At 68.8% G+C, this 18,492-nt stretch carries 16 protein-coding genes, 1 tRNA gene and 2 pseudogenes; 15 read left to right on the top strand and 4 right to left on the bottom strand.

Annotated features, from left to right (window positions below; all coding sequences use genetic code 11):
- Positions 1-527: oxidoreductase (locus A5686_RS26140; protein ID WP_067940556.1), on the top strand; the 527-nt coding region annotated here is incomplete at its 5' end.
- Positions 528-986: 459 nt separating this feature from the next.
- Here A5686_RS26140 and A5686_RS26135 read toward each other — a convergent pair.
- Positions 987-1,844, bottom strand: coding sequence for an HAD-IB family hydrolase (locus A5686_RS26135; RefSeq protein ID WP_067940542.1), 858 nt, complete (start codon positions 1,842-1,844; stop codon positions 987-989).
- Positions 1,845-2,324: 480 nt separating this feature from the next.
- Between A5686_RS26135 and ssd the strand changes: the two genes are divergently transcribed.
- From ssd to A5686_RS26100, 9 genes and pseudogenes are all read left to right on the top strand, one after another.
- Positions 2,325-3,398, top strand: a complete 1,074-nt coding sequence (ssd, locus tag A5686_RS26130; protein ID WP_067940553.1) for a septum site-determining protein Ssd — start codon at positions 2,325-2,327, stop codon at positions 3,396-3,398.
- Entirely contained in the window at positions 3,395-4,558 is a 1,164-nt protein-coding gene (locus tag A5686_RS26125) for a TadA family conjugal transfer-associated ATPase (RefSeq protein ID WP_067940538.1), read from the top strand. Before ssd ends, A5686_RS26125 begins: the two co-directional genes overlap by 4 nt.
- Positions 4,555-5,352: a type II secretion system F family protein gene (locus A5686_RS26120; protein WP_067940536.1), complete on the top strand. Its 798-nt coding sequence runs from the start codon at positions 4,555-4,557 to the stop codon at positions 5,350-5,352. The genes A5686_RS26125 and A5686_RS26120 overlap by 4 nt, the downstream gene beginning before the upstream one ends.
- A 15-nt stretch (positions 5,353-5,367) precedes the next feature.
- Positions 5,368-5,440: pseudogene (locus tag A5686_RS28545) on the top strand (hypothetical protein); the annotation flags it as partial.
- 187 nt (positions 5,441-5,627) lie between these two features.
- Positions 5,628-5,700: pseudogene (locus A5686_RS28540) on the top strand (hypothetical protein); the annotation flags it as partial.
- A 64-nt stretch (positions 5,701-5,764) separates the two neighbouring features.
- Positions 5,765-6,358, top strand: coding sequence for a type II secretion system F family protein (locus tag A5686_RS26115; protein WP_197520708.1), 594 nt, complete (start codon positions 5,765-5,767; stop codon positions 6,356-6,358).
- An 18-nt stretch (positions 6,359-6,376) separates the two neighbouring features.
- Positions 6,377-6,577, top strand: a complete 201-nt coding sequence (locus A5686_RS26110; protein ID WP_067940533.1) for a DUF4244 domain-containing protein — start codon at positions 6,377-6,379, stop codon at positions 6,575-6,577.
- A 23-nt stretch (positions 6,578-6,600) separates the two neighbouring features.
- Entirely contained in the window at positions 6,601-6,903 is a 303-nt protein-coding gene (locus A5686_RS26105; protein WP_082947834.1) for a TadE family type IV pilus minor pilin, read from the top strand.
- Between the two features lie 31 nt (positions 6,904-6,934).
- The gene (locus A5686_RS26100) at positions 6,935-7,237 is read left to right on the top strand and encodes an Rv3654c family TadE-like protein (RefSeq protein ID WP_231986489.1); all 303 of its coding nucleotides are present in this window, start codon (positions 6,935-6,937) and stop codon (positions 7,235-7,237) included.
- Here the strand turns inward: A5686_RS26100 and A5686_RS26095 are convergent.
- Positions 7,234-8,271, bottom strand: a complete 1,038-nt coding sequence (locus tag A5686_RS26095) for a PAS domain-containing protein (RefSeq protein WP_067940527.1) — start codon at positions 8,269-8,271, stop codon at positions 7,234-7,236. The genes A5686_RS26100 and A5686_RS26095 overlap by 4 nt on opposite strands.
- 246 nt (positions 8,272-8,517) lie before the next feature.
- Complete coding sequence (locus A5686_RS26090) at positions 8,518-10,899, bottom strand: DEAD/DEAH box helicase (RefSeq protein WP_067940525.1); 2,382 nt, start codon at positions 10,897-10,899, stop codon at positions 8,518-8,520.
- Between the two features lie 283 nt (positions 10,900-11,182).
- Here A5686_RS26090 and cspA point away from each other — a divergent pair, with 283 nt between their 5' ends.
- From cspA to topA, 3 genes are all read left to right on the top strand, one after another.
- Entirely contained in the window at positions 11,183-11,386 is a 204-nt protein-coding gene (cspA, locus tag A5686_RS26085; protein ID WP_007166602.1) for a cold shock protein CspA, read from the top strand.
- Positions 11,387-11,565: 179 nt separating this feature from the next.
- Positions 11,566-12,165: a hypothetical protein gene (locus tag A5686_RS26080; protein ID WP_067940523.1), complete on the top strand. Its 600-nt coding sequence runs from the start codon at positions 11,566-11,568 to the stop codon at positions 12,163-12,165.
- Positions 12,166-12,378: 213 nt separating this feature from the next.
- Complete coding sequence (topA, locus tag A5686_RS26075) at positions 12,379-15,201, top strand: type I DNA topoisomerase (protein ID WP_067940519.1); 2,823 nt, start codon at positions 12,379-12,381, stop codon at positions 15,199-15,201.
- Between the two features lie 6 nt (positions 15,202-15,207).
- On the opposite strand, the gene A5686_RS26070 is transcribed toward topA, so the two are convergent.
- Positions 15,208-16,890 (bottom strand): adenylate/guanylate cyclase domain-containing protein, encoded by a 1,683-nt coding sequence (locus tag A5686_RS26070; protein ID WP_156750248.1) that lies wholly within the window; start codon positions 16,888-16,890, stop codon positions 15,208-15,210.
- Between the two features lie 96 nt (positions 16,891-16,986).
- Between A5686_RS26070 and A5686_RS26065 the strand changes: the two genes are divergently transcribed.
- Both A5686_RS26065 and A5686_RS26060 read left to right on the top strand, forming a co-directional pair.
- Positions 16,987-18,195, top strand: coding sequence for a DNA polymerase III subunit delta' (locus A5686_RS26065; RefSeq protein ID WP_067940516.1), 1,209 nt, complete (start codon positions 16,987-16,989; stop codon positions 18,193-18,195).
- Between the two features lie 143 nt (positions 18,196-18,338).
- A tRNA-Thr gene (locus A5686_RS26060) sits at positions 18,339-18,414 on the top strand.
- The last annotated feature ends 78 nt before the right edge of the window (positions 18,415-18,492 follow it).

Below are 18,492 nucleotides of genomic sequence, written 5' to 3'. Positions count from 1 at the left end.
TCGGGGGAGCGCTTCGGGTGGCTCAGGAGCTGGAGGGCGGCGAGGGCCCGTTGGTGCGGACCTGGGAGCGGGCACCCCTGCAAGCACTGGCGCGCTTGCACATGCTGGCGGCTGCGGACTTGGCCGACGAAGATCGACTGGGCCGACCACGCGCCGACGCCGAGGTGCAGGCGCGTCTGGCATTGCTGGCGGACATCGTGGGTGGCCGCACCCAGGTGCCGGCGCCGGTGCTTGCCGCCGTCGCGCACGGCGAGTTACTGACGCTGAAGCCATTCGGCAGCTCTGACGGGGTGGTGGCTCGCGCGGTGGCGAGACTGGTGACCATCGCCACCGGCCTGGACCCACACGGGCTGGGTGTGCCGGAGGTCAGTTGGATGCGCCAACCGGCCGCGTATCGTGACGCCGCGCAGAAATTCGGCGAAGGCACGCCGGAGGGTGTCGGTGCCTGGCTGGTGCTGTGTTGCCGTGCCATGAAAGCCGGTGCGCAAGAGGCCGTATCGATCGCCGACTCGATGTCGAACCGATAGCTGAAGCGGTGGCGATACCCGGGAAGACGTCACCGGAAAAAGGCCACAAACGTGCAGAGCGGGCGACGTTCCGAATGTTCGGTCCGCCGCCCGCTAGCACGGGACTCGGTTACCAAGCGTGCATCTCGGGGTTGCGTGGGTTGGCCTCGGCGATCTCACGACGCTTCCGGTTGCGACCCCACCCAAAGGGCCGTCGACACCTTCCACATTTCGCAATTTCGCAGGCCCGCAACACTTCTGCCATTTTCGCGGCTATGACTCCGCGTGGGTGCCGAGCACCGTGCTGGGCGCCCGGGTCGGGAGAACGAACCTTCTCTTCCGGCTCGATCTAGGCCTCACCGGGCTTCCGTGGTTCCTTTGTACTACTAGACCACTAGCACAGCAAGGCCCAATTGCGAATAGCGCCGAATCCGTTTCGGATTGCGCGCTTAACGAGTTTGCCGTCGCGTACCGCCGGGCTCAGAAAGCGTAACGGCGCAACAACGAATACGTGACCGCCCCGGCGGCCAGCGCACTGATGCTCACCGCGGCGGTCGTCGCGATCGCGGCGCCGGATGGCGCCGGGATGCGGTCGCGCAACGACACCGGCTTGGAGAACGACATCACCGGCCACCCTCGTTCCAGGGCTTCCCTGCGCAGGCCGCGGTCGGGATTGACGACGCTGGGGTGGCCGACGGCCTCGAGCATCGGAAGATCGGTGATCGAGTCCGAGTAGGCGTAGCAGTATTCCAGCGGATAGCCCTCGCGCGCGGCCAGTTCGCGGATCGCTTGCACCTTGCCCTCGCCGTAGCAGTAGAAGGCGATCTCCCCGGTGTACCGACCGTCCTCGACGACCATCCGGGTTGCCATCGCATGGGTGGCCCCCAGGGCCCGGGCGATCGGGGCGACGATTTCTTCGCCGGAGGCCGACACCACCACGACGTCGCGGCCGCACAACTTGTGTGCCGCGATCAGGTCGGCGGCCTCGGCGAACACCAGCGGAGTCACGATGTCGTGCAGGGTCTCGTTGACGATCGACTTGACCTGTTCGACGTCCCAGCCGGTGCACATATTGGTCATGTGAGCGCGCATCCGATCCATCTGGTCATGATCGGCACCGGAGAGCAGATAGATGAACTGGGCGTAGCTGGACTTGAGTACGGCGCGGCGATTGAGCAGGCCCTGATTGAAAAATGGTTTGCTGAACGCCAGGGTGCTGGACTTGGCGATGATCGTCTTGTCCAGGTCGAAGAAGGCCGCGGTCCGGGCGTGGGGGGCGAGGGTTGGCGTTGATTGCTCCGAGGCCGACTGCTCCGCGGTGGGGTCGAAGACGGTCACCGACCCAGCATAGGTCGGTGGTCCCGCCAGGGGGCGACCCCGCACCGGGAAAAGGCCGCTCAGCGATTGGAGGTGCCGGCGTAGCGGTGTTTACGCGGCTCAAGCCGTTCTTTTCAGCAAATGAACTCTTGCGTTACTACGGCTTGTCATGTGTATAGTAAGCAGTACTCGGCTTGAGCCGAGGGTGTATCAGCCCGACCCCCCGGGGCTGATGCACGACGACCCTCGCCTCCTCCCCCCCTGGCGGGGGTCGTCCCATTTCTACGGTCAGCATTGTCGGTGCACGCCGCCAGGCTCGGCTCTCGATGCGTTGCGGGAAAGTGGGACCGTCGTCGCTGGCGGCCTGCCTCGCGACACGTTTGTGCACACTCGCGTCTCTATCCACAAATCCGCATTTGGGACTGTTGTGCCAAGGTCACGATCCCGCACAGTGGTCGGGTGGCAGGCAGTTCCGGAGTCGATGCGACGGGTTCCGTGGGTGTGTTGGCGGTCCTAGCGGATCCCGACATGCGCGCCGAGTTGGACCGGGTGGCGGCGGCCGCCGGCGTCCGGGTGGTGTATGCCAGCGACGTGTCTCCGGTCAGCCGCAAGAGTTGGGCGGCGGCTGCGGCCGTTGTGCTGGACGCGCGGGCGGCGGCGAGTTGCGGGCGATCGGCGTTGCCACGGCGCGATCACGTCACCGTGCTGACGGCGGCCGAACCGGAGACGACGACCTGGGCGGCCGCCGTCGGGGTTGGCGCCGAGCGCGTGTTGCGACTGCCCGGGCAAGAAGCCGACCTGGTCGGCGCCCTCGCCGACGCCGCCGAGTCGTCTCGCGACGACGGGTCGCGCGGAGACGCGGTCGCCGTCATGGGGGGCTGCGGCGGAGCGGGCGCATCCCTGCTTGCGGTCGCCTTGGCGCACGCCGCCCCGGACGCCTTGTTGGTGGACCTCGACCCGTGGGGTGGCGGCCTGGACTTGTTGCTGGGCGGCGAAACGATGCCGGGGCTGCGCTGGCCGGATTTGGCGTTGCAGGGTGGTCGGCTCAACTGGTCGGCGGTCCGCGATGCGCTGCCGCGGCACCGCGGAGTCAGCGTGCTGTCCGGCACGCGGCGCGGTTACGAGTTGGACGGCGGGCCGGTGCACGCCGTCGTCGACGCGGGCCGGCGCGGCGCGGTGACCGTGATCTGCGATCTGCCCCGTCGTCTCACCGACGCGACCCAAGCCGCGCTGAACGCTGCCGACCTCGTGGTCGTCGTCAGCCGCTGCGACGTGCGGGCATGCGCGGCTACGGGTGCGCTGGTTCCGGTTTTGGCGTCCATCAATCCCAACGTCGGTCTGGTAGTGCGGGGTCCGTCGCCGGCGGGATTGCGGTCGGCGGAAATCGCCGACATCGTCGGTCTGCCGTTGCTGGCGGCGATCAAAGCGCAGCCGCGACTGGGCGAGCAGGTCGACCGCGGCGGCCTGCGGCTGGGGCGACGCTCTGCGCTCGCGGTGGCGGCGGGCCAAGTCCTCGGCGTCCTCCCGCCTGTTGGTGCGCGGCGGCGGACGGGCCAGAATGGCAAGGCGGCGTGAGCGGTTCGCTGATCGAACGCGTCCGCGAGCGACTGGCCGGCGAGGCAGGTCCGCTCGGGCCGGCGGTGGTGGCCGCCGCGATCCGGGCCGAGTCCGGTGGGATGCTCGGTGACACCGAGGTGCTGGCCAACCTTCGGGTGCTGCAGACCGAGCTCACCGGTGCCGGCATCCTCGATCCGCTGCTGAGCGCGGATGGGACGACGGATGTCCTGGTCACCGCGCCGGATGCCGTGTGGGTAGACGACGGCACCGGCTTGCGGCGCACCGACATCCGTTTCACGGACGAAGCGGCGGTGCGACGGCTGGCGCAGCGCCTGGCGCTGTCCGCCGGCCGCCGATTGGACGACGCGCAACCCTGGGTGGACGGCGAGCTGACCGGCATCGGTGCCGGCGGGTTCGCGGTGCGTCTGCACGCGGTGTTGCCGCCGGTGGCCGCCGCGGGCACCTGCATCTCACTGCGCATCCTGCGCCCCGCCAGTCAGGAGTTGGCGGCCCTGATCGCCGCCGGTGCGATCGCGCCCGCGGCCGCCGCGCTGGTCACCGACATCATCGACGCAAGGCTTGCGTTCTTGATCAGTGGCGGCACCGGGGCCGGGAAGACGACGCTGCTCGCCGCGATGCTGGGCGCAGTGCCGCCCACGGAGCGGATCGTCTGTGTCGAGGATGCCGCGGAGCTGGCGCCCCGCCACCCACATTTGGTGAAGCTCGTTGCCCGGTGCGCCAACATCGAAGGCGTTGGCGAGGTTCCGGTGCGCCAGCTGGTTCGGCAGGCGCTGCGGATGCGTCCTGACCGCCTCGTCGTCGGCGAGGTCAGGGGCGCCGAGGTGGTGGATCTGCTGGCCGCGCTGAACACCGGCCACGACGGCGGCGCGGGCACCGTGCACGCCAACAGCCCCGCGGAGGTTCCCGCGCGCCTCGAGGCATTGGGTGCGCTAGGCGGCCTCGACCGCGCCGCACTGCACAGCCAACTCGCCGCCGCCGTGCAGGTTTTGCTGCATGTCGAGCGCGATCGTGCCGGGCGGCGGCGGCTTAGCGAAATCGCTGCGCTGCAACATGATCAAGGGCAGGTACGCGCGGCCACCGTGTGGCATGCGGATCGGGGCATGGCGGATGCTGCGCCACAGCTGCAACGCCTGCTGCGCAGCCGGTTGCCGGCGTGAACGGCCCGCTGGCCGGGGCGTTGCTGTTGTCGCTCGCGCTGATCGTCGTTCGGCCCTCCGTGCGACGACGACTGTCGGCCTCGCGGCACCGGCGGCTCCCGACGGCCGGGCTTCGCGGGATCACCTGCGTCGCCGCTGGGATCGGCTGCACCGCCGTTATCGCGCTGCCGCTGACGACCGTCCTGTCCATCGCGGTCGTAGGCGCGACCGCGGGACTGCGGTATCGGCGACGATGGCGCATCCGGCGTGCCACCGCTGAGGGTCATGCGCTGCAATCCGTGCTCGAGGTATTGGTCGGCGAGTTGCGGGCCGGCTCGCATCCCGTGCGCGCGTTCTGTGTCGCGGCCGACGACACCACCGGTGCGGTTGCGATATCGCTGCGTTCGGTGGCGGCCCGTGCCAGGTTGGGCGCCGACGTCGCGTCCGGGTTGGCCGCGGCGGCCCGACACTCGGCGCTGCCCACGCATTGGGAACGGCTCGCGTTGTGTTGGCGCCTGGCCAGCGACAACGGGCTGGGGATAGCCACCCTGATGCGCGCCGCGCAGCGCGATATCGCCGAGCGTCAACGGTTTTCGGCCCGCGTGTCCTCGAGCATGGCCGGCGCACGAGCAACCGCGGCGATACTCGCCGCGCTGCCGGTGCTCGGCGTGATACTGGGCCAACTGATCGGCGCCCGGCCACTGCCTTTCTTGTTGGGCGGGCATGCGGGCGGGTGGCTGTTGCTCGTCGGCTCGGCGCTGGCCTGCGTCGGCCTGCTGTGGGCGGATCGCATCGCCGATCGGGTCGCGTCATGAATCGCGCCGGCGACGATGCAGAGCGCAGCGATGAGGAGGAGTGGCGCCATGAATCGCGCCGGCGACGATGCAGAGCGCAGCGATGAGGAGGAGTGGCGCCATGAATCGCGCCGGCGACGATGCAGAGCGCAGCGACGAGGAGGAGTGGCGCCATGAATCGCGCCGGCGACGATGCAGAGCGCAGCGACGAGGAGGAGTGGCGCCATGAATCTCGCGGGCGACGATGCAGAGCGCAGCGATGAGGAGGAGTGGCGCCATGCATCGCGCCGGCGACGATGCAGAGCGCAGCGATGAGGAGGAGTGGCGCCATGAATCGCGCCGGCGACGATGCAGAGCGCAGCGATGAGGAGGAGTGGCGCCATGAATCGCGCCGGCGACGATGCAGAGCGCAGCGACGAGGAGGAGTGGCGCCATGAATCTCGCGGGTGTGCTGCTGGCCGCGGCACTGTGGATCGATCCGAGTCCCTCGCTGGTCCGCAGCCGCGCCGGGATGCCGATGCGTGGCGCTCGACCGCTGCGGGGCCCGGCACCGGCGCGCGGCCCGGATCCGCTGGCGGTCGCCTCCTGCCTGGACGTGCTGGCCGTGTGCCTGGCGGCGGGCATGGCCGTGTCGACGGCCGCGGCCGCCGCAGTCCCATCCGCACCGCCCAACTTGGCCAGGGTGCTGCGCCGGGCCGCCGACCTGCTTGCGCTCGGAGCCGATCCCGCTGTCGCATGGTCCATTCCGTCCGGCCCGCACAACTCGGTCGAACCCCCGATCGCTGCCCTGCTGCGGTTGGCCAGGCGCTCGGCGTCCTCGGGGGCGGCGCTGGCCGGTGGCGTCAGCGAGTTGGCCGAGGAGTCCCGCCACGACGCCGCACACGCGGCGAGCGCCGCCGCCGAGCGGGCCGGCGTACTGATCGCCGGACCTTTGGGCCTGTGCTTCCTGCCGGCGTTCGTCTGCTTGGGGATCGTCCCGGTGGTGGCCGGCTTGGCCGGTGATGTCCTGCAGTCGGGCCTGCTGTGAAACGAAAGGAAGACGTTGATGGTCAACAAGATTCGCGAATTCTTCGCAGGTGCTGCGGTGCTGATGGCCGACGAGTCGGGCATGTCGACGGTCGAGTACGCCATCGGCACCATCGCCGCGGCCGCCTTCGGCGCGGTGCTCTACACCGTCGTCACCGGGGACTCGATCGTCTCGGCGCTGACCAACATCATCGGTCGTGCGCTCAACACCAAGGTGTAGCCGGCAGTACGGGTGCCAGCACCGTGGAGGCGGCACTGGGCATCGCCGCGCTCGTGGTCGTGCTGGTGCTGTGTTTGGCCGGTGTCACCGCGGTTTCGATGCAGGTGCGTTGCATCGACGCCGCCCGCGAAGCCGCCCGGTTGGCGGCTCGCGGCGACCAACGCTCAGCCGTGGCCGCCGCGCGCCGGCTCGCGCCGGGTGGTGCCCGAGTCGACCTGCGGCGCGACGGTGACTTCCTGGTGGCCAGTGTCGTCGCCCATTCAAAGTTGTTGCCCACCATCGACATCGCCGCCAGGGCGGTCTCGGCCGCCGAGCCGTCGCGGTGAGCGGGGCTCGGCCACCTTGGTCGCGGTGTGGATGATCGTCGTGCTGCTGACGGTGACCGGCGCCGGCGCGTATCTGGGCTCGGCGGTCGTGGCACGGCATCGCGCCCAGGCGGTGGCCGATCTGGCCGCCTTGGCGGCCGCTGCGCGGTTGAGTTCTGGAGCCGATGCGGCCTGCGCCCGCGCTGCGGGCGTGGCTCGCCAGATGCGCACCGACGACATCCGCTGTGCGGTGGACGGTCTCGACGTCGTTGTCACGGCGCGGGTGGCCGTCGCTTTCGGCGGCGTGGCGACGGCCGCCGCGCGGGCCGGGCCTGCGACCGGGGGAGCCGACTAGGGCGCGGCGTCGGGGGAGGGTGACAATCCCGCGGTGGCAAGCTCGTCGTCGGTGGGCAGCCGCAGGGACACCAGTCCGGCATATGCATCCGGTTCCAATTCGACCCGGTTGACGGTGACGTGCACCGGGACCCAATCGCCGTCATACCCGGGCATCCGTAACACCCCGCTCGTGGCGCCCCCGCTGAATTCCCTTGTCATGCTGGTCATCAGGGCATGGTCGTCGGGGTGGACCCTGGGCTTGCCCGTCTCACTGCTGTGCCAGTCGTAGAAGGGGCAGGGCTCGTCGAGCCATTTCAGCAGGACCCAGGTGTTGAGATCGATCAGTGCGCGATGCACCCCGGCCTGGGCCAGGCTACTCAGGATTCGTTGCGCGAGAACGTCGGTCGAAACCTCCGGGCCCTTCAGTTCGGATCGCCAGTTCATCGCCCGCGCCACCAAGTGCTCCCTACCGTCGGGTCCCGGCTCCAGGATCGTGCGGGCCACGAAACCTATCCGGATCGGCTCGCCTCGCCAGTCCGTCAGATCCCAAGTGCTGCACAGCGTTTGGTCGGGCTTGGCCTTGACCGCCATGGCCAGCACCTTGGTTTCGTTAGGGTTGAGTTCCCGCGTTGGAAGGTCCTCGGCGAATGCCCTGCCGAACGTGACTTCGACCTCGGGATTCTTGCCGCTGTTGAGCAGCGATTCGCGGGTGTCGGTGGCCACGCCGAGGGTGAGGTCCCACTTGAGCGGCCCCGGGATCGGCCGGTCGGGCGGCTCGACGTCGGCGGGGCCGGTCCAGACATGCACGCCGTGGATGAAGCCGTCGGACATCACGACCGGCTCCGTGCGAATAATGCGGTCCCGCTTGGGCGTGATGCTGGTCAGGGCCTGGCCGGTCTGCACCGATTCGGCGATCGCCGTGCGAACCGCGGCAAGGTAGGGGCTGCGGCGCAGGAAAGTGGTGATGGGGACGAGATTTTTCAGTTGGCGACCCTGCGCCACGACGGTGGGATCACCCCCGAGTGTCTCCACGAGCAACCAGTCGTGGGCCATGCGGCCGATTTTAGCGGTGGGCGGACCGGTCTAGGGGGCGCTGGGGGTGCGCTGGGGCCGAAGGCCCAGACACCGACCGACGTCGGCCGGTATCAGCGGTGCTTGCGATGCCGTCGCGGCCTTGGTAGCTTTTCCTGCTGCGCCCGCATCGTCGGGATTGTGCGGCGCACACCGAATCGAATCCGATCAGTGCGACAGCACGCCGCCATTTCTTGAGCAGCAGGAAATGCGTTCCAGGCGTGGGCGTCACAAGGCAAACCCAGTGGGTCGACCGTCGAGGGGTCGGTCGTCATCCGCGGGTTTACTCTCCCGTGGGCCCCGCGCCAATTCTGCGAGGACCAGCTTCAGCACCAGCACCGCGCCCGTCTTGTCAAGCGGGTCGTTGCCGTTGCCGCACTTGGGGGATTGCACGCACGACGGGCACCCCCGGGAGCACTCGCATGCTTCGATGGCGGCTGCTGTCGCACCCAACCAGGTGCGCGCCTGGCGAAAGCCCCGTTCGGCGAAACCTGCGCCGCCCGGATAGCCGTCGTAGACGAAGACGCTGGGCAGACCAAGGGGATCGGGCCCGACGGCGGTCGACAGACCACCAATGTCCCCGCGATCGCAACTGGCCACCAACGGCAGCAGGCCGATCGCCGCATGCTCGGCGGCGTGCAACGCTCCGGGGATCCGTGTGTCGTCAATCCCTTTGCGCTGCAGCGCATCTGCGGGGATGGTGTACATCACCGCCGTGGTGACCAGGGTGTGTTCCGGCATGTCCAGTTCGATGAAGTCGATCACCTCCCCGGAGAGCCTGCGACGCAGATAACCCACCACTTGATGGGTGACCCTGGCCGGCACCAGACCCAGGGTGACCGGCCCGAACGTCAACCGCTCGCCCGTGCCGGTGACGGCGATATCGGTGATCTCGCGCGCGAACGTCGCGTAGCCGGGGTCCTCGGCGTGCACGAACGCCATGCCTTCCTCGGTGTCTAGTGAGTCGACCACGTAGCTGTCACCTTGATGCAGATACACCGCGCCGGGGTGGACGGTGGCGGGCGCCTGTCCGGCGCCGGCGCTGCCCAGCAGCCGTCCGGTATCGGCCTCGACGATGACGACCTGACCGCCCGCCGAGCCTCGGATGTCCACGGCGGCATGCGGTTCCAGGCCGGGTACCGGAAAGTACTTGCCGCTGCGCCGCCGTAACAGCCCGTCGTCGACCAGGCCGTCGGCCACCTCGGTGGCGCCGAAAGTGCGGACCTCCGCCTCGTCCAGCGGCAGTTCGGTTGCCGCGCACAGCAGCTGCGGACCCAGGATGTAGGGGTTCGCCGGGTCGATCACGACCCGCTCGACCGGCTTGTCGAGCAGCGCGGCCGGATTGTGCACCAGATAGGTATCCAGCGGATCGTCCCGGGCGATCAGCACCACCAACGCGCCTTGCCCGCGCCGCCCGGACCGGCCGGCCTGCTGCCAGAACGAGGCGACCGTGCCAGGGAATCCGGCGAGCACCACCGCGTCGAGCCCGGCGATGTCAACGCCCAACTCCAGCGCATTGGTGGTGGCCAGGCCCCGCAACCGACCCTCGGCCAGCGCGCGCTCCAGCGCGGTGCGGTCCTCGGCGAGGTAGCCGGCCCGGTACGACGCCACCGTTCGGGACAGCTCCGGAGCGATGTCGTCCAGCCTCGCCTGGGCACCCAGCGCGGTCAATTCCGCTGCGCGGCGCGACCGCACGAATGTGAGTGTCTGGGCGCCCTCGGCGATCAGGTCGGCCATCACTCGCCCCGCCTCGGCACCTGCCGAGCGGCGCACCGGCGCGCCGTTCTCGCCGGTGAGGTCGCCGCGCAGCGCGGGCTCCCACAACGCCACCGTTCGGGCCCCCTGGGGTGAACCGTCCTCGGTGACCTCCTCGACCGGCAGCCCGATCAGCTCGGCGGCGGTCGCGCCCGGCGAATCCGTTGTCGCACTGGCGAAGATCACGGTCGGCGAGGACGAATAGCGGGCGCACAACCGCAACAGACGGCGCAGCACCATCGCCACGTTGGATCCGAAAACTCCACGGTAATAATGACATTCGTCGACGACCACGAATCGCAGACCACGCAGCAGGACGGCCCAGCGGGCGTGATTGCGCAAGATCGACAAATGGATCATGTCGGGGTTGGAGAACAACCAGCGCGAGCGTTCCCGGGCGAAGCGTCGGACGTCGGTGGGGCTGTCGCCGTCATAGGCGGTGGGCGCGACGTCACGCAGCCGCGGAACGGCCGCGGTGAGCGCGTGCGCGGCCCGCAACTGGTCATGGCCCAACGCCTTGGTCGGCGACAGGTAGAGCACCCGGGCCCGCGGATCGGTCGCTAACGCGTTGAGTACCGGAAGCTGATAAGCGAGGGACTTACCCGATGCGGTACCGGTGCTGAGCACCACGTGGCGGCCCGCGTACGCCAGGTCCGCGGCCGCGAACTGATGCGACCAGGGTGATTTGATCCCCAGCTCGGTGAACGCGCCGACCACGTCGGACTCGGCCCAGGTCGGCCAGTCACGCGGCCGGCCGCTGCGGGGTGGCAGTTCGGCGACATGGCGCAGCGGATGCTCGTCTGACGAGGTTGCGGCGAGTGCGGCGGCAAGCAGCTCACTGCCGAAACTCGCCATCTCACTCCTTCGGTGGTTCGCTGTGAATTCGGCCCTGCAGTCGGCCTTCGAATCGGCTGGAGACACAAGTCTGTCGCCGACGCGATGAACATGGTTGACTATTTGCGGTCGCAGCTTCTGTGTTCGTGTCAAACTTTCGCAGGATCGACGTTGCGGCCGCGGTTCCTGCGAGGTTAATCGGTCGGGTGAAGTTCCGGCGACTCAGCGAGGTATGGCGGTCGTACCAGGCCCGGGGCATCGAAAGGCGATGCCCCGCACCCAGAAGAAAAGGAAAGATCGAGAGATGCCACAGGGAACTGTGAAGTGGTTCAACGCGGAGAAGGGCTTCGGGTTCATTGCCCCAGAAGACGGTTCCGCCGATGTGTTTGTCCACTACACGGAGATCCAGGGTTCGGGCTTCCGCACCCTCGAAGAAAACCAGAAGGTCGAGTTCGAGATCGGCCATAGCCCTAAGGGCCCCCAGGCCACCGGAGTCCGCTCCGTCTAAAGACAGAGCAGACCTGAACGGATGCCCCCCGTGCAGACCCGCCCCGCGGGTCCAGCCGGGGGGTTTTCCTCTTTACTACGGCTTTACTGCAGCGGACCATGGGCGCATCACCGTTGACACCGGGCGCCGCGCCGGTTGCCTCGAGACGCGAACGGGCGCGCTGGCCTACTGTCGGTGGCGTGAGCCAGCTTTCCTTCTTTACTGCGGAGTCGGTGCCGCCCGCGGTCGCCGATCTTTCCGGGGTGCTGGCGGCGTCCGGGCAGATCGTCACCGTGGGTGCCACCGGTGAGAATCCCGTCTCGGGTGCGCGGCTGTCGGTGGTCGTGGATCAGCCCTGGCGGGCGTCGGCGCTGGCCGAGATGATCCGGGAGGCGGGCCTGGTTGCCGAGATCAGCCGGACCGACGAGGACAGCCCGCTGGTGCGGACGGCGGTGGACCCCTCACTGAGCACGCTGGCGACCGAATGGACGCGCGGTGCGGTCAAGACCGTGCCGCCGCGCTGGCTGCCGGGGCCGCGCGAACTGCGGGCGTGGACGCTGGCCGCCGGCAACCCGGAGGGCGAGCATTACCTGCTGGCATTGGATCCCCACGCGCCGGACACGCACTCGCCGCTGGCGTCGGCTTTGATGCGCGTCGGGATCGCGCCCACCCTGATCGGCACCCGCGGCGGTCGCCCGGCGCTGCGGATCAGCGGGCGCCGCAGGCTGTCGCGCCTGGTAGAGAACGTGGGGGAGCCGCCAGCCGGCGCCGAGGCCGTATCGCGCTGGCCGCGCGTTTAGCCAGGAGACAACGGCCAAAATCGCGTCGGCTTTGCGTTGTTGTCGCGAATGTCAGTTTGCGCGGGCGCGCCCAAGGGTGCGAAATTGTCAGGTGCCGCAGGGCGGAGGAACGGTCGCGTACCTGAATTTCACCGGAATTTTCGATGCCGACCTGTCATTCTTCCTGCAGGCGGTCTCGCGGGGGGACCAATCAGGGATGGAGCGTAAGGGCAGTTGGCTGACCCGAAACTGAAGAACACCGGCAGCGGCCAGAATGGCGGCCGTCGGCGGCTCGTGATCGTCGAGTCGCCCACTAAGGCGCGCAAACTTGCCAGCTACCTGGGCTCCAGGTACATCGTCGAATCGTCGCGCGGCCACATCCGCGACCTCCCCCGGGCCGCCGCCGACGTCCCGGCGAAATTCAAGTCGGAGCCGTGGGCCCGCCTCGGGGTCAACGTCGACGCGGACTTCGAACCGCTCTACATCATCAGTCCCGAGAAGAAGAGCACGGTCACCGAGCTGAAGGGCCTGCTCAAGGATGTCGACGAGCTCTATCTGGCCACGGATGGTGACCGCGAGGGCGAAGCCATCGCCTGGCATCTGCTGGAAACCCTCAAGCCGAACGTTCCGGTCAAGCGGATGGTGTTCCACGAGATCACCGAGCCGGCGATCTTGGAGGCCGCCGAAAATCCCCGAGACCTGGACATCGATCTGGTCGACGCGCAGGAAACCCGGCGCATCCTGGACCGCCTGTACGGCTACGAGGTCAGCCCCGTGCTGTGGAAGAAGGTCGCGCCCAAGCTGTCGGCGGGCCGGGTCCAATCGGTGGCCACCCGGATCATCGTGCAGCGCGAACGCGACCGCATGGCGTTTCGCAGCGCGTCCTACTGGGACATCGTGGCCCAGCTCGATGCGAGCGTGTCCGACCCGCAGGCGTCGCCGCCCACCTTCACCGCCCGCTTGACCAGCGTCGACGGCCTGCGCGTGGCCGCCGGACGGGACTTCGACTCGCTGGGTCAGCTGCGCAGGGCCGACGAAGTGACGATTCTCGACGAGGCGAGCGCGACGCAGCTGGCCGCGGGTCTGCGCGGCACCCAGCTCAACGTCGCGTCGGTGGAGGAGAAGCCGTACACAAGGCGCCCCTACGCGCCCTTCATGACCTCGACGCTGCAGCAGGAGGCCGGCCGCAAGCTGCGGTTCTCCTCCGAGCGCACGATGAGCATCGCCCAGCGGCTCTACGAGAACGGCTACATCACCTACATGCGTACCGACTCCACGACGCTGTCGGAGTCGGCGATCAACGCCGCGCGCACCCAGGCCCGCCAGCTCTACGGCGCCGAATACGTGGCCCCGTCGCCGCGCCAGTACACGCGCAAGGTCAAGAACGCCCAGGAGGCACACGAGGCGATCCGGCCCGCGGGCGAGACGTTCGCGACTCCCGACGCGGTGCGCCGCGAACTCGACGGCGACGAATTCCGCCTTTACGAGCTGATCTGGCAGCGTACGGTGGCTTCGCAGATGGCCGACGCGCGCGGCACCACGCTGAGCCTGCGGATCAACGGCACGGCGAGTGGTCCCGCCGGAGAACGGCAAGTGGTGTTCTCGGCCAGCGGTCGCACCATCACCTTCGCAGGCTTTTTGAAGGCCTACGTGGAGACGGTGGACGAATTGGCCGGCGGCGAGGCCGACGACGCCGAGAGCCGGTTGCCGCAGTTGACCCAGGGCCAGCGGCTGGATGCCATCGAGCTCACCCCCGATGGCCACGCCACCAACCCTCCGGCGCGCTATACCGAGGCGTCGTTGGTCAAGGCCCTTGAAGAGCTGGGCATCGGCCGTCCGTCGACGTACTCGTCGATCATCAAGACCATCCAGGACCGCGGCTACGTGCACAAGAAGGGCAGCGCGCTGGTCCCCTCATGGGTGGCGTTCGCTGTAACCGGTTTGCTGGAACAGCATTTCGGCCGCCTGGTCGACTACGACTTCACCGCCGCGATGGAAGACGAGCTCGACGCAATCGCTTCGGGACAGGAAAGACGCACCGACTGGCTCAACAACTTCTACTTCGGCGGCGAGCACGGGGTGGCCGATTCGGTGGCCCGCTCCGGTGGCCTGAAGAAGCTTGTCGGCGTGAACCTGGAAGGCATCGACGCTCGAGAAGTCAACTCCATCAAGCTCTTTGACGACGAGCAGGGCCGACCGGTGTATGTGCGCGTCGGCAAGAACGGGCCGTATCTGGAACGCATGGTGACCGGTGAGGACGGCGAGCCCAAGCCGCAACGGGCCAACCTCAACGACTCGCTGACCCCCGATGAGCTGACGCTGGAAGTGGCCGAGCAGCTTTTCGCCATGCCGCAAGAGGGTCGCGTGCTCGGGATCGACCCGGCGACCGGCCACGAGATCGTCGCCAAGGACGGGCGATACGGGCCATACGTTGCCGAGGTCCTGCCCGAGCCACCGCCCGACGACGACGGGAGCGCCGCGCCCGCGAAGAAGGGCAAGAAGCCCACCGGTCCCAAGCCTCGCACCGGTTCGCTGCTGCGCACCATGGACTTGCAGACGGTCACGCTCGAGGACGCGTTGCGGCTTCTTTCGCTGCCACGGGTGGTCGGCGTCGACCCCGCCTCCGGCGAGGAGATCACCGCACAGAACGGTCGTTACGGTCCATACCTTAAGCGCGGCACGGATTCTCGCTCGCTGGCGACCGAGGAGCAGATGTTCGACATCACCCTCGAGGAAGCGCTGAAGATCTATGCCGAGCCCAAACGTCGTGGTAGGCAAGGAGCCGCCGCGCCGCCGCTGCGTGAGCTGGGCGCCGATCCGGCGACGGGCAAGCCGATGGTGATCAAGGACGGCCGGTTCGGACCGTACGTCACCGATGGCGAGACAAACGCCAGCCTGCGCAAGGGCGACGACGTCGCCTCGATCACCGGCGAGCGCGCCGCCGAACTGCTGGCCGACCGCCGGGCGCGTGGCCCGGCGAAGCGTCCCGCCAAGCGGACGACCCGCAAGGCCCCGGCGAAGAAGGCCGCGGCCAAGAAGGCCGCCAAGCGCAGTTAATCCGGCTCAGTAGCCCGGGCCGATGGTCTCGCCGGACATCTCCTGGGCTCGTGCCTGAGTTGACGCGGAGTCCGTTTCGGCCAAGTGCACGGGGCGCGCCAGCTGGGTGGGTGCCCGGCGGCCGCGCAGCTCGACGACTTCGCCGACATCCCAGCACAGGGCTTCTGCGTCCAGCGCCCCGCTGACCGCGATCGCCGATGCGAGAACGTGCCCGGGCTCCAACTTGGCCAGCTCGGTCAGCCGGGCGGCCTCGTTGACCGGGTCGCCGATCACGGTGTACTCGAAGCGGGCCTGCGCGCCGATGTGACCGGCGATGGCCCGCCCGGACGACACCCCGATACCGAACTCGGCCGAACCGATCACCGGCAGCAGCGCGTCGTGCAATTCCCGGGCCGCGGCGAGCGCTCCACCTGGTGAGTCGGGGTGTTCGATCGGGGCGCCGAAGATGGCCAGCGCGGCGTCACCCTGGAACTTGTTGACGAAACCCCCGTGCTTACCAACGGTGTCCACGACCACCCGGAAAAACTCGTTGAGCAGGTGGACGACCTCGGCGGGCGGGCGGGTCGCGGCCAGCTGGGTGGAACCGACCAGGTCCACGAACAGCACCGCGACATCGCGCTCCTGGCCGCCGAGCTCGGTGCCACGCTCCAGCGCTCGTCGGGCCACGTCTTCACCGACGTAGCGGCCGAAGAGGTCGCGCAGTCGTTGCCGTTCGGACAGGTCGCGCACCATGTCGTTGAAACCCGCCTGCAGCAGGCCCAACTCGCTGGCGTCGTAGATCTGCATGTGCGCGTTGTAATTTCCGCGCTGCACCTCCGACAGCGCCCAGCGCAGCTGGCGCAGCGGGTCGGCGATCGACATGGCCACCAGCAGCGTGCTGACCAAACCGATGCCCAGCGCCGCCAGCGCCAGCAACAAGATCGGCGTGAACAACTTCTCCGGCGTGGCATGCAGCAGCGAGACCTTGTCGGCCACCACCGCCAGCACGATCGCCAGCACCGGCACGGCGGTGGACAGCATCCAGGTCAGGATCTGCCGCAGGATGACGCCGGGCGCCTTGACGTTCTCGGGCACCCCGCTGCGCAGGGCGGCCACCGCCACCGGCCGCAGCACCCGTTCGGACTGCAGGTAGCCGATGATCGAGGTGGCCGCGGCGCCGAGCCCGGTGGCCACCGCCACCACGGGCGCGGCAAATCGGGCCACCGACCAGCTGGCGATGATGAACACCACGCTGCCGATGGCCCACGCGACGATGCTGATCAGGGTGCGATAGAACGGCATTCGCAGCGCCCGGCTGCGGGCCAGCTCGGTGGCGGCCGGGTCGGCCTCGGCCAGCATGTTGTCGCGGCGCTGCCACCGGAACACCGGCATCAGCAACCGCAAGGTCACGGCCAAACCGGTCAGGAAGACGACGACCAGTGCGGTGGCGAAAATCGCGACATTCAAGACCGGCAGATCCTGTAACTGGATGCGATCTTCCGGCGGTAGCGCGTAGCGAAGGAAGCCGAGCACGAACAGGGCGCCGATGATGTCGGCCTGCAGCATGCTCAGTGAGAACAGCGGCCACGGCGTGCGCAGCACCCAGCGGACGAATGCGCTGATCCGCCCCGGTAGTGCCGCCACCGTTGTCACGAACCCACCGTATCGGTCACCGGCGACCCTTCGGAAACTTAATTCCGATGTCGGCAGGTCGCCCTGGTGTCACGACGATGCCGGAGATAACGGAATGATCGCGGTACGGCGGCCGTTCGGTATCTGTCGGCGGCGCCGTTAGTGTTACCTGTGATGTCCGGGGTGTTTACGCGGCTGGTAGGCCAGGATGCGGTGACGGCGCAGTTGCTGGCCGCCGCTCACTCCGCCCGTGGTGACTCAGCCCACAGCGGGGCGGCCGTCGGGACTATGACACATGCGTGGCTGATCACCGGGCCGCCGGGCTCCGGGCGCTCGGTGGCGGCGTTGTGCTTCGCGGCGGCGCTGCAGTGCACGTCGGACGGCGAGCCGGGCTGCGGGCGTTGCCACGCGTGCACGACGACGATGGCCGGCACCCACGCCGACGTGCGGCGGGTGGTCCCAGAAGGCCTGTCCATCGGTGTCGACGAGATGCGTTCGATCGTGCAGATCGCTTCGCGGCGGCCGGCCACCGGGCACTGGCAGATCGTGGTGATCGAGGATGCCGATCGGTTGACCGAAGGCGCCGCCAACGCCTTGCTGAAGGTGGTCGAGGAACCGCCGCCGTCGACGGTGTTCCTGCTGTGCGCGCCGTCGGTGGATCCCGAGGACATCGCCATCACGTTGCGTTCCCGGTGCCGGCATGTGGCGCTGGTGACGCCGTCGACCGTGGCGATTGCGCACGTGCTGGTCGACAGCGACGGCCTGACGCCCGACACGGCGAGCTGGGCGGCCTCTGTCAGCGGTGGGCATGTGGGCCGGGCGCGACGGCTGGCCACCGACCCCGAGGCCCGGGCGCGCCGGGAGCGGTCGCTGACGCTGGTGCGCGACGCCGCCACCCCGTCGCGGGCCTATGCCGCCGCCGAAGAGCTGGTGGCCGCCGCCGAAGCCGAGGCCATCGTGCTGACCGCGGACCGCGCGGAGGCCGAGACCGAGGAGCTGCGCACGGCTTTGGGCGCCGGCGGCACCGGCAAGGGCACCGCGGGCGCGATGCGCGGCGCGGCCGGCGCGATGAAGGACCTTGAGCGACGGCAGAAGTCGCGTCAGACCCGCGCCTCGCGCGATGCCCTGGACCGCGCGCTGATCGACCTGGCCACCTATTTCCGGGACGCGCTGATGACCTCCGCCAACGCCGCCGCGGTGCGGGCCAACCACCCCGACATGGCCGAGCGGGTCGCGGCCCTGGCTGCCCACGCCACGCCCGCGCGGCTGCTGCGCTGCATCGAAGCGGTGCTCGACTGCCGCGAGGCACTGGCGATCAATGTCAAGCCCAAGTTCGCCGTCGATGCCATGGTCGCCACCATTGGCCAAGAACTGCGCGACTAATCGCCCGGCGGCGATGCAGACGGGCGTAGCCATGTGAGGTGGGGGCTCCCCAGCCGCAAAGCGGCGAGGGGGAGAGCGGGCAATCCTAATTTCGTGGTGCCCGCCCGCCTGCCGTAGACTCGTGCCGCCCGGCGTGCGGGTATGCCGCCTTAGCTCAGTCGGTAGAGCGATTCACTCGTAATGAATAGGTCGGGGGTTCGATTCCCCCAGGCGGCTCCACTGTGATGAGTCGAGTCATAGGTGACAGATGAGTCGCGTCATGGGTTACAGATTCCCCGGCCATCGGCCGGGGTTTTT

The organism is Mycobacterium sp. E2479 (assembly GCF_001667925.1).
In the GTDB taxonomy this organism is placed as follows: Bacteria; Actinomycetota; Actinomycetes; order Mycobacteriales; family Mycobacteriaceae; genus Mycobacterium.
Note: the sequence above shows the minus strand (reverse complement) of the source record. Positions and strands in the feature narration are given on the sequence as shown.

Excerpts from the sequence above, each read along its gene's own strand:
- A5686_RS26065 (WP_067940516.1), top strand. The coding sequence starts at position 16,987 with ATGTCCGGGGTGTTTACGCGGCTGGTAGGCCAGGATGCGGTGACGGCG.
- A5686_RS26100 (WP_231986489.1), top strand. The coding sequence starts at position 6,935 with ATGATCGTCGTGCTGCTGACGGTGACCGGCGCCGGCGCGTATCTGGGC.
- A5686_RS26115 (WP_197520708.1), top strand. The coding sequence starts at position 5,765 with ATGAATCTCGCGGGTGTGCTGCTGGCCGCGGCACTGTGGATCGATCCG.
- A5686_RS26090 (WP_067940525.1), bottom strand. The coding sequence starts at position 10,899 with ATGGCGAGTTTCGGCAGTGAGCTGCTTGCCGCCGCACTCGCCGCAACC.
- A5686_RS26095 (WP_067940527.1), bottom strand. The coding sequence starts at position 8,271 with ATGGCCCACGACTGGTTGCTCGTGGAGACACTCGGGGGTGATCCCACC.
- A5686_RS26110 (WP_067940533.1), top strand. The coding sequence starts at position 6,377 with ATGGTCAACAAGATTCGCGAATTCTTCGCAGGTGCTGCGGTGCTGATG.
- cspA (WP_007166602.1), top strand. The coding sequence starts at position 11,183 with ATGCCACAGGGAACTGTGAAGTGGTTCAACGCGGAGAAGGGCTTCGGG.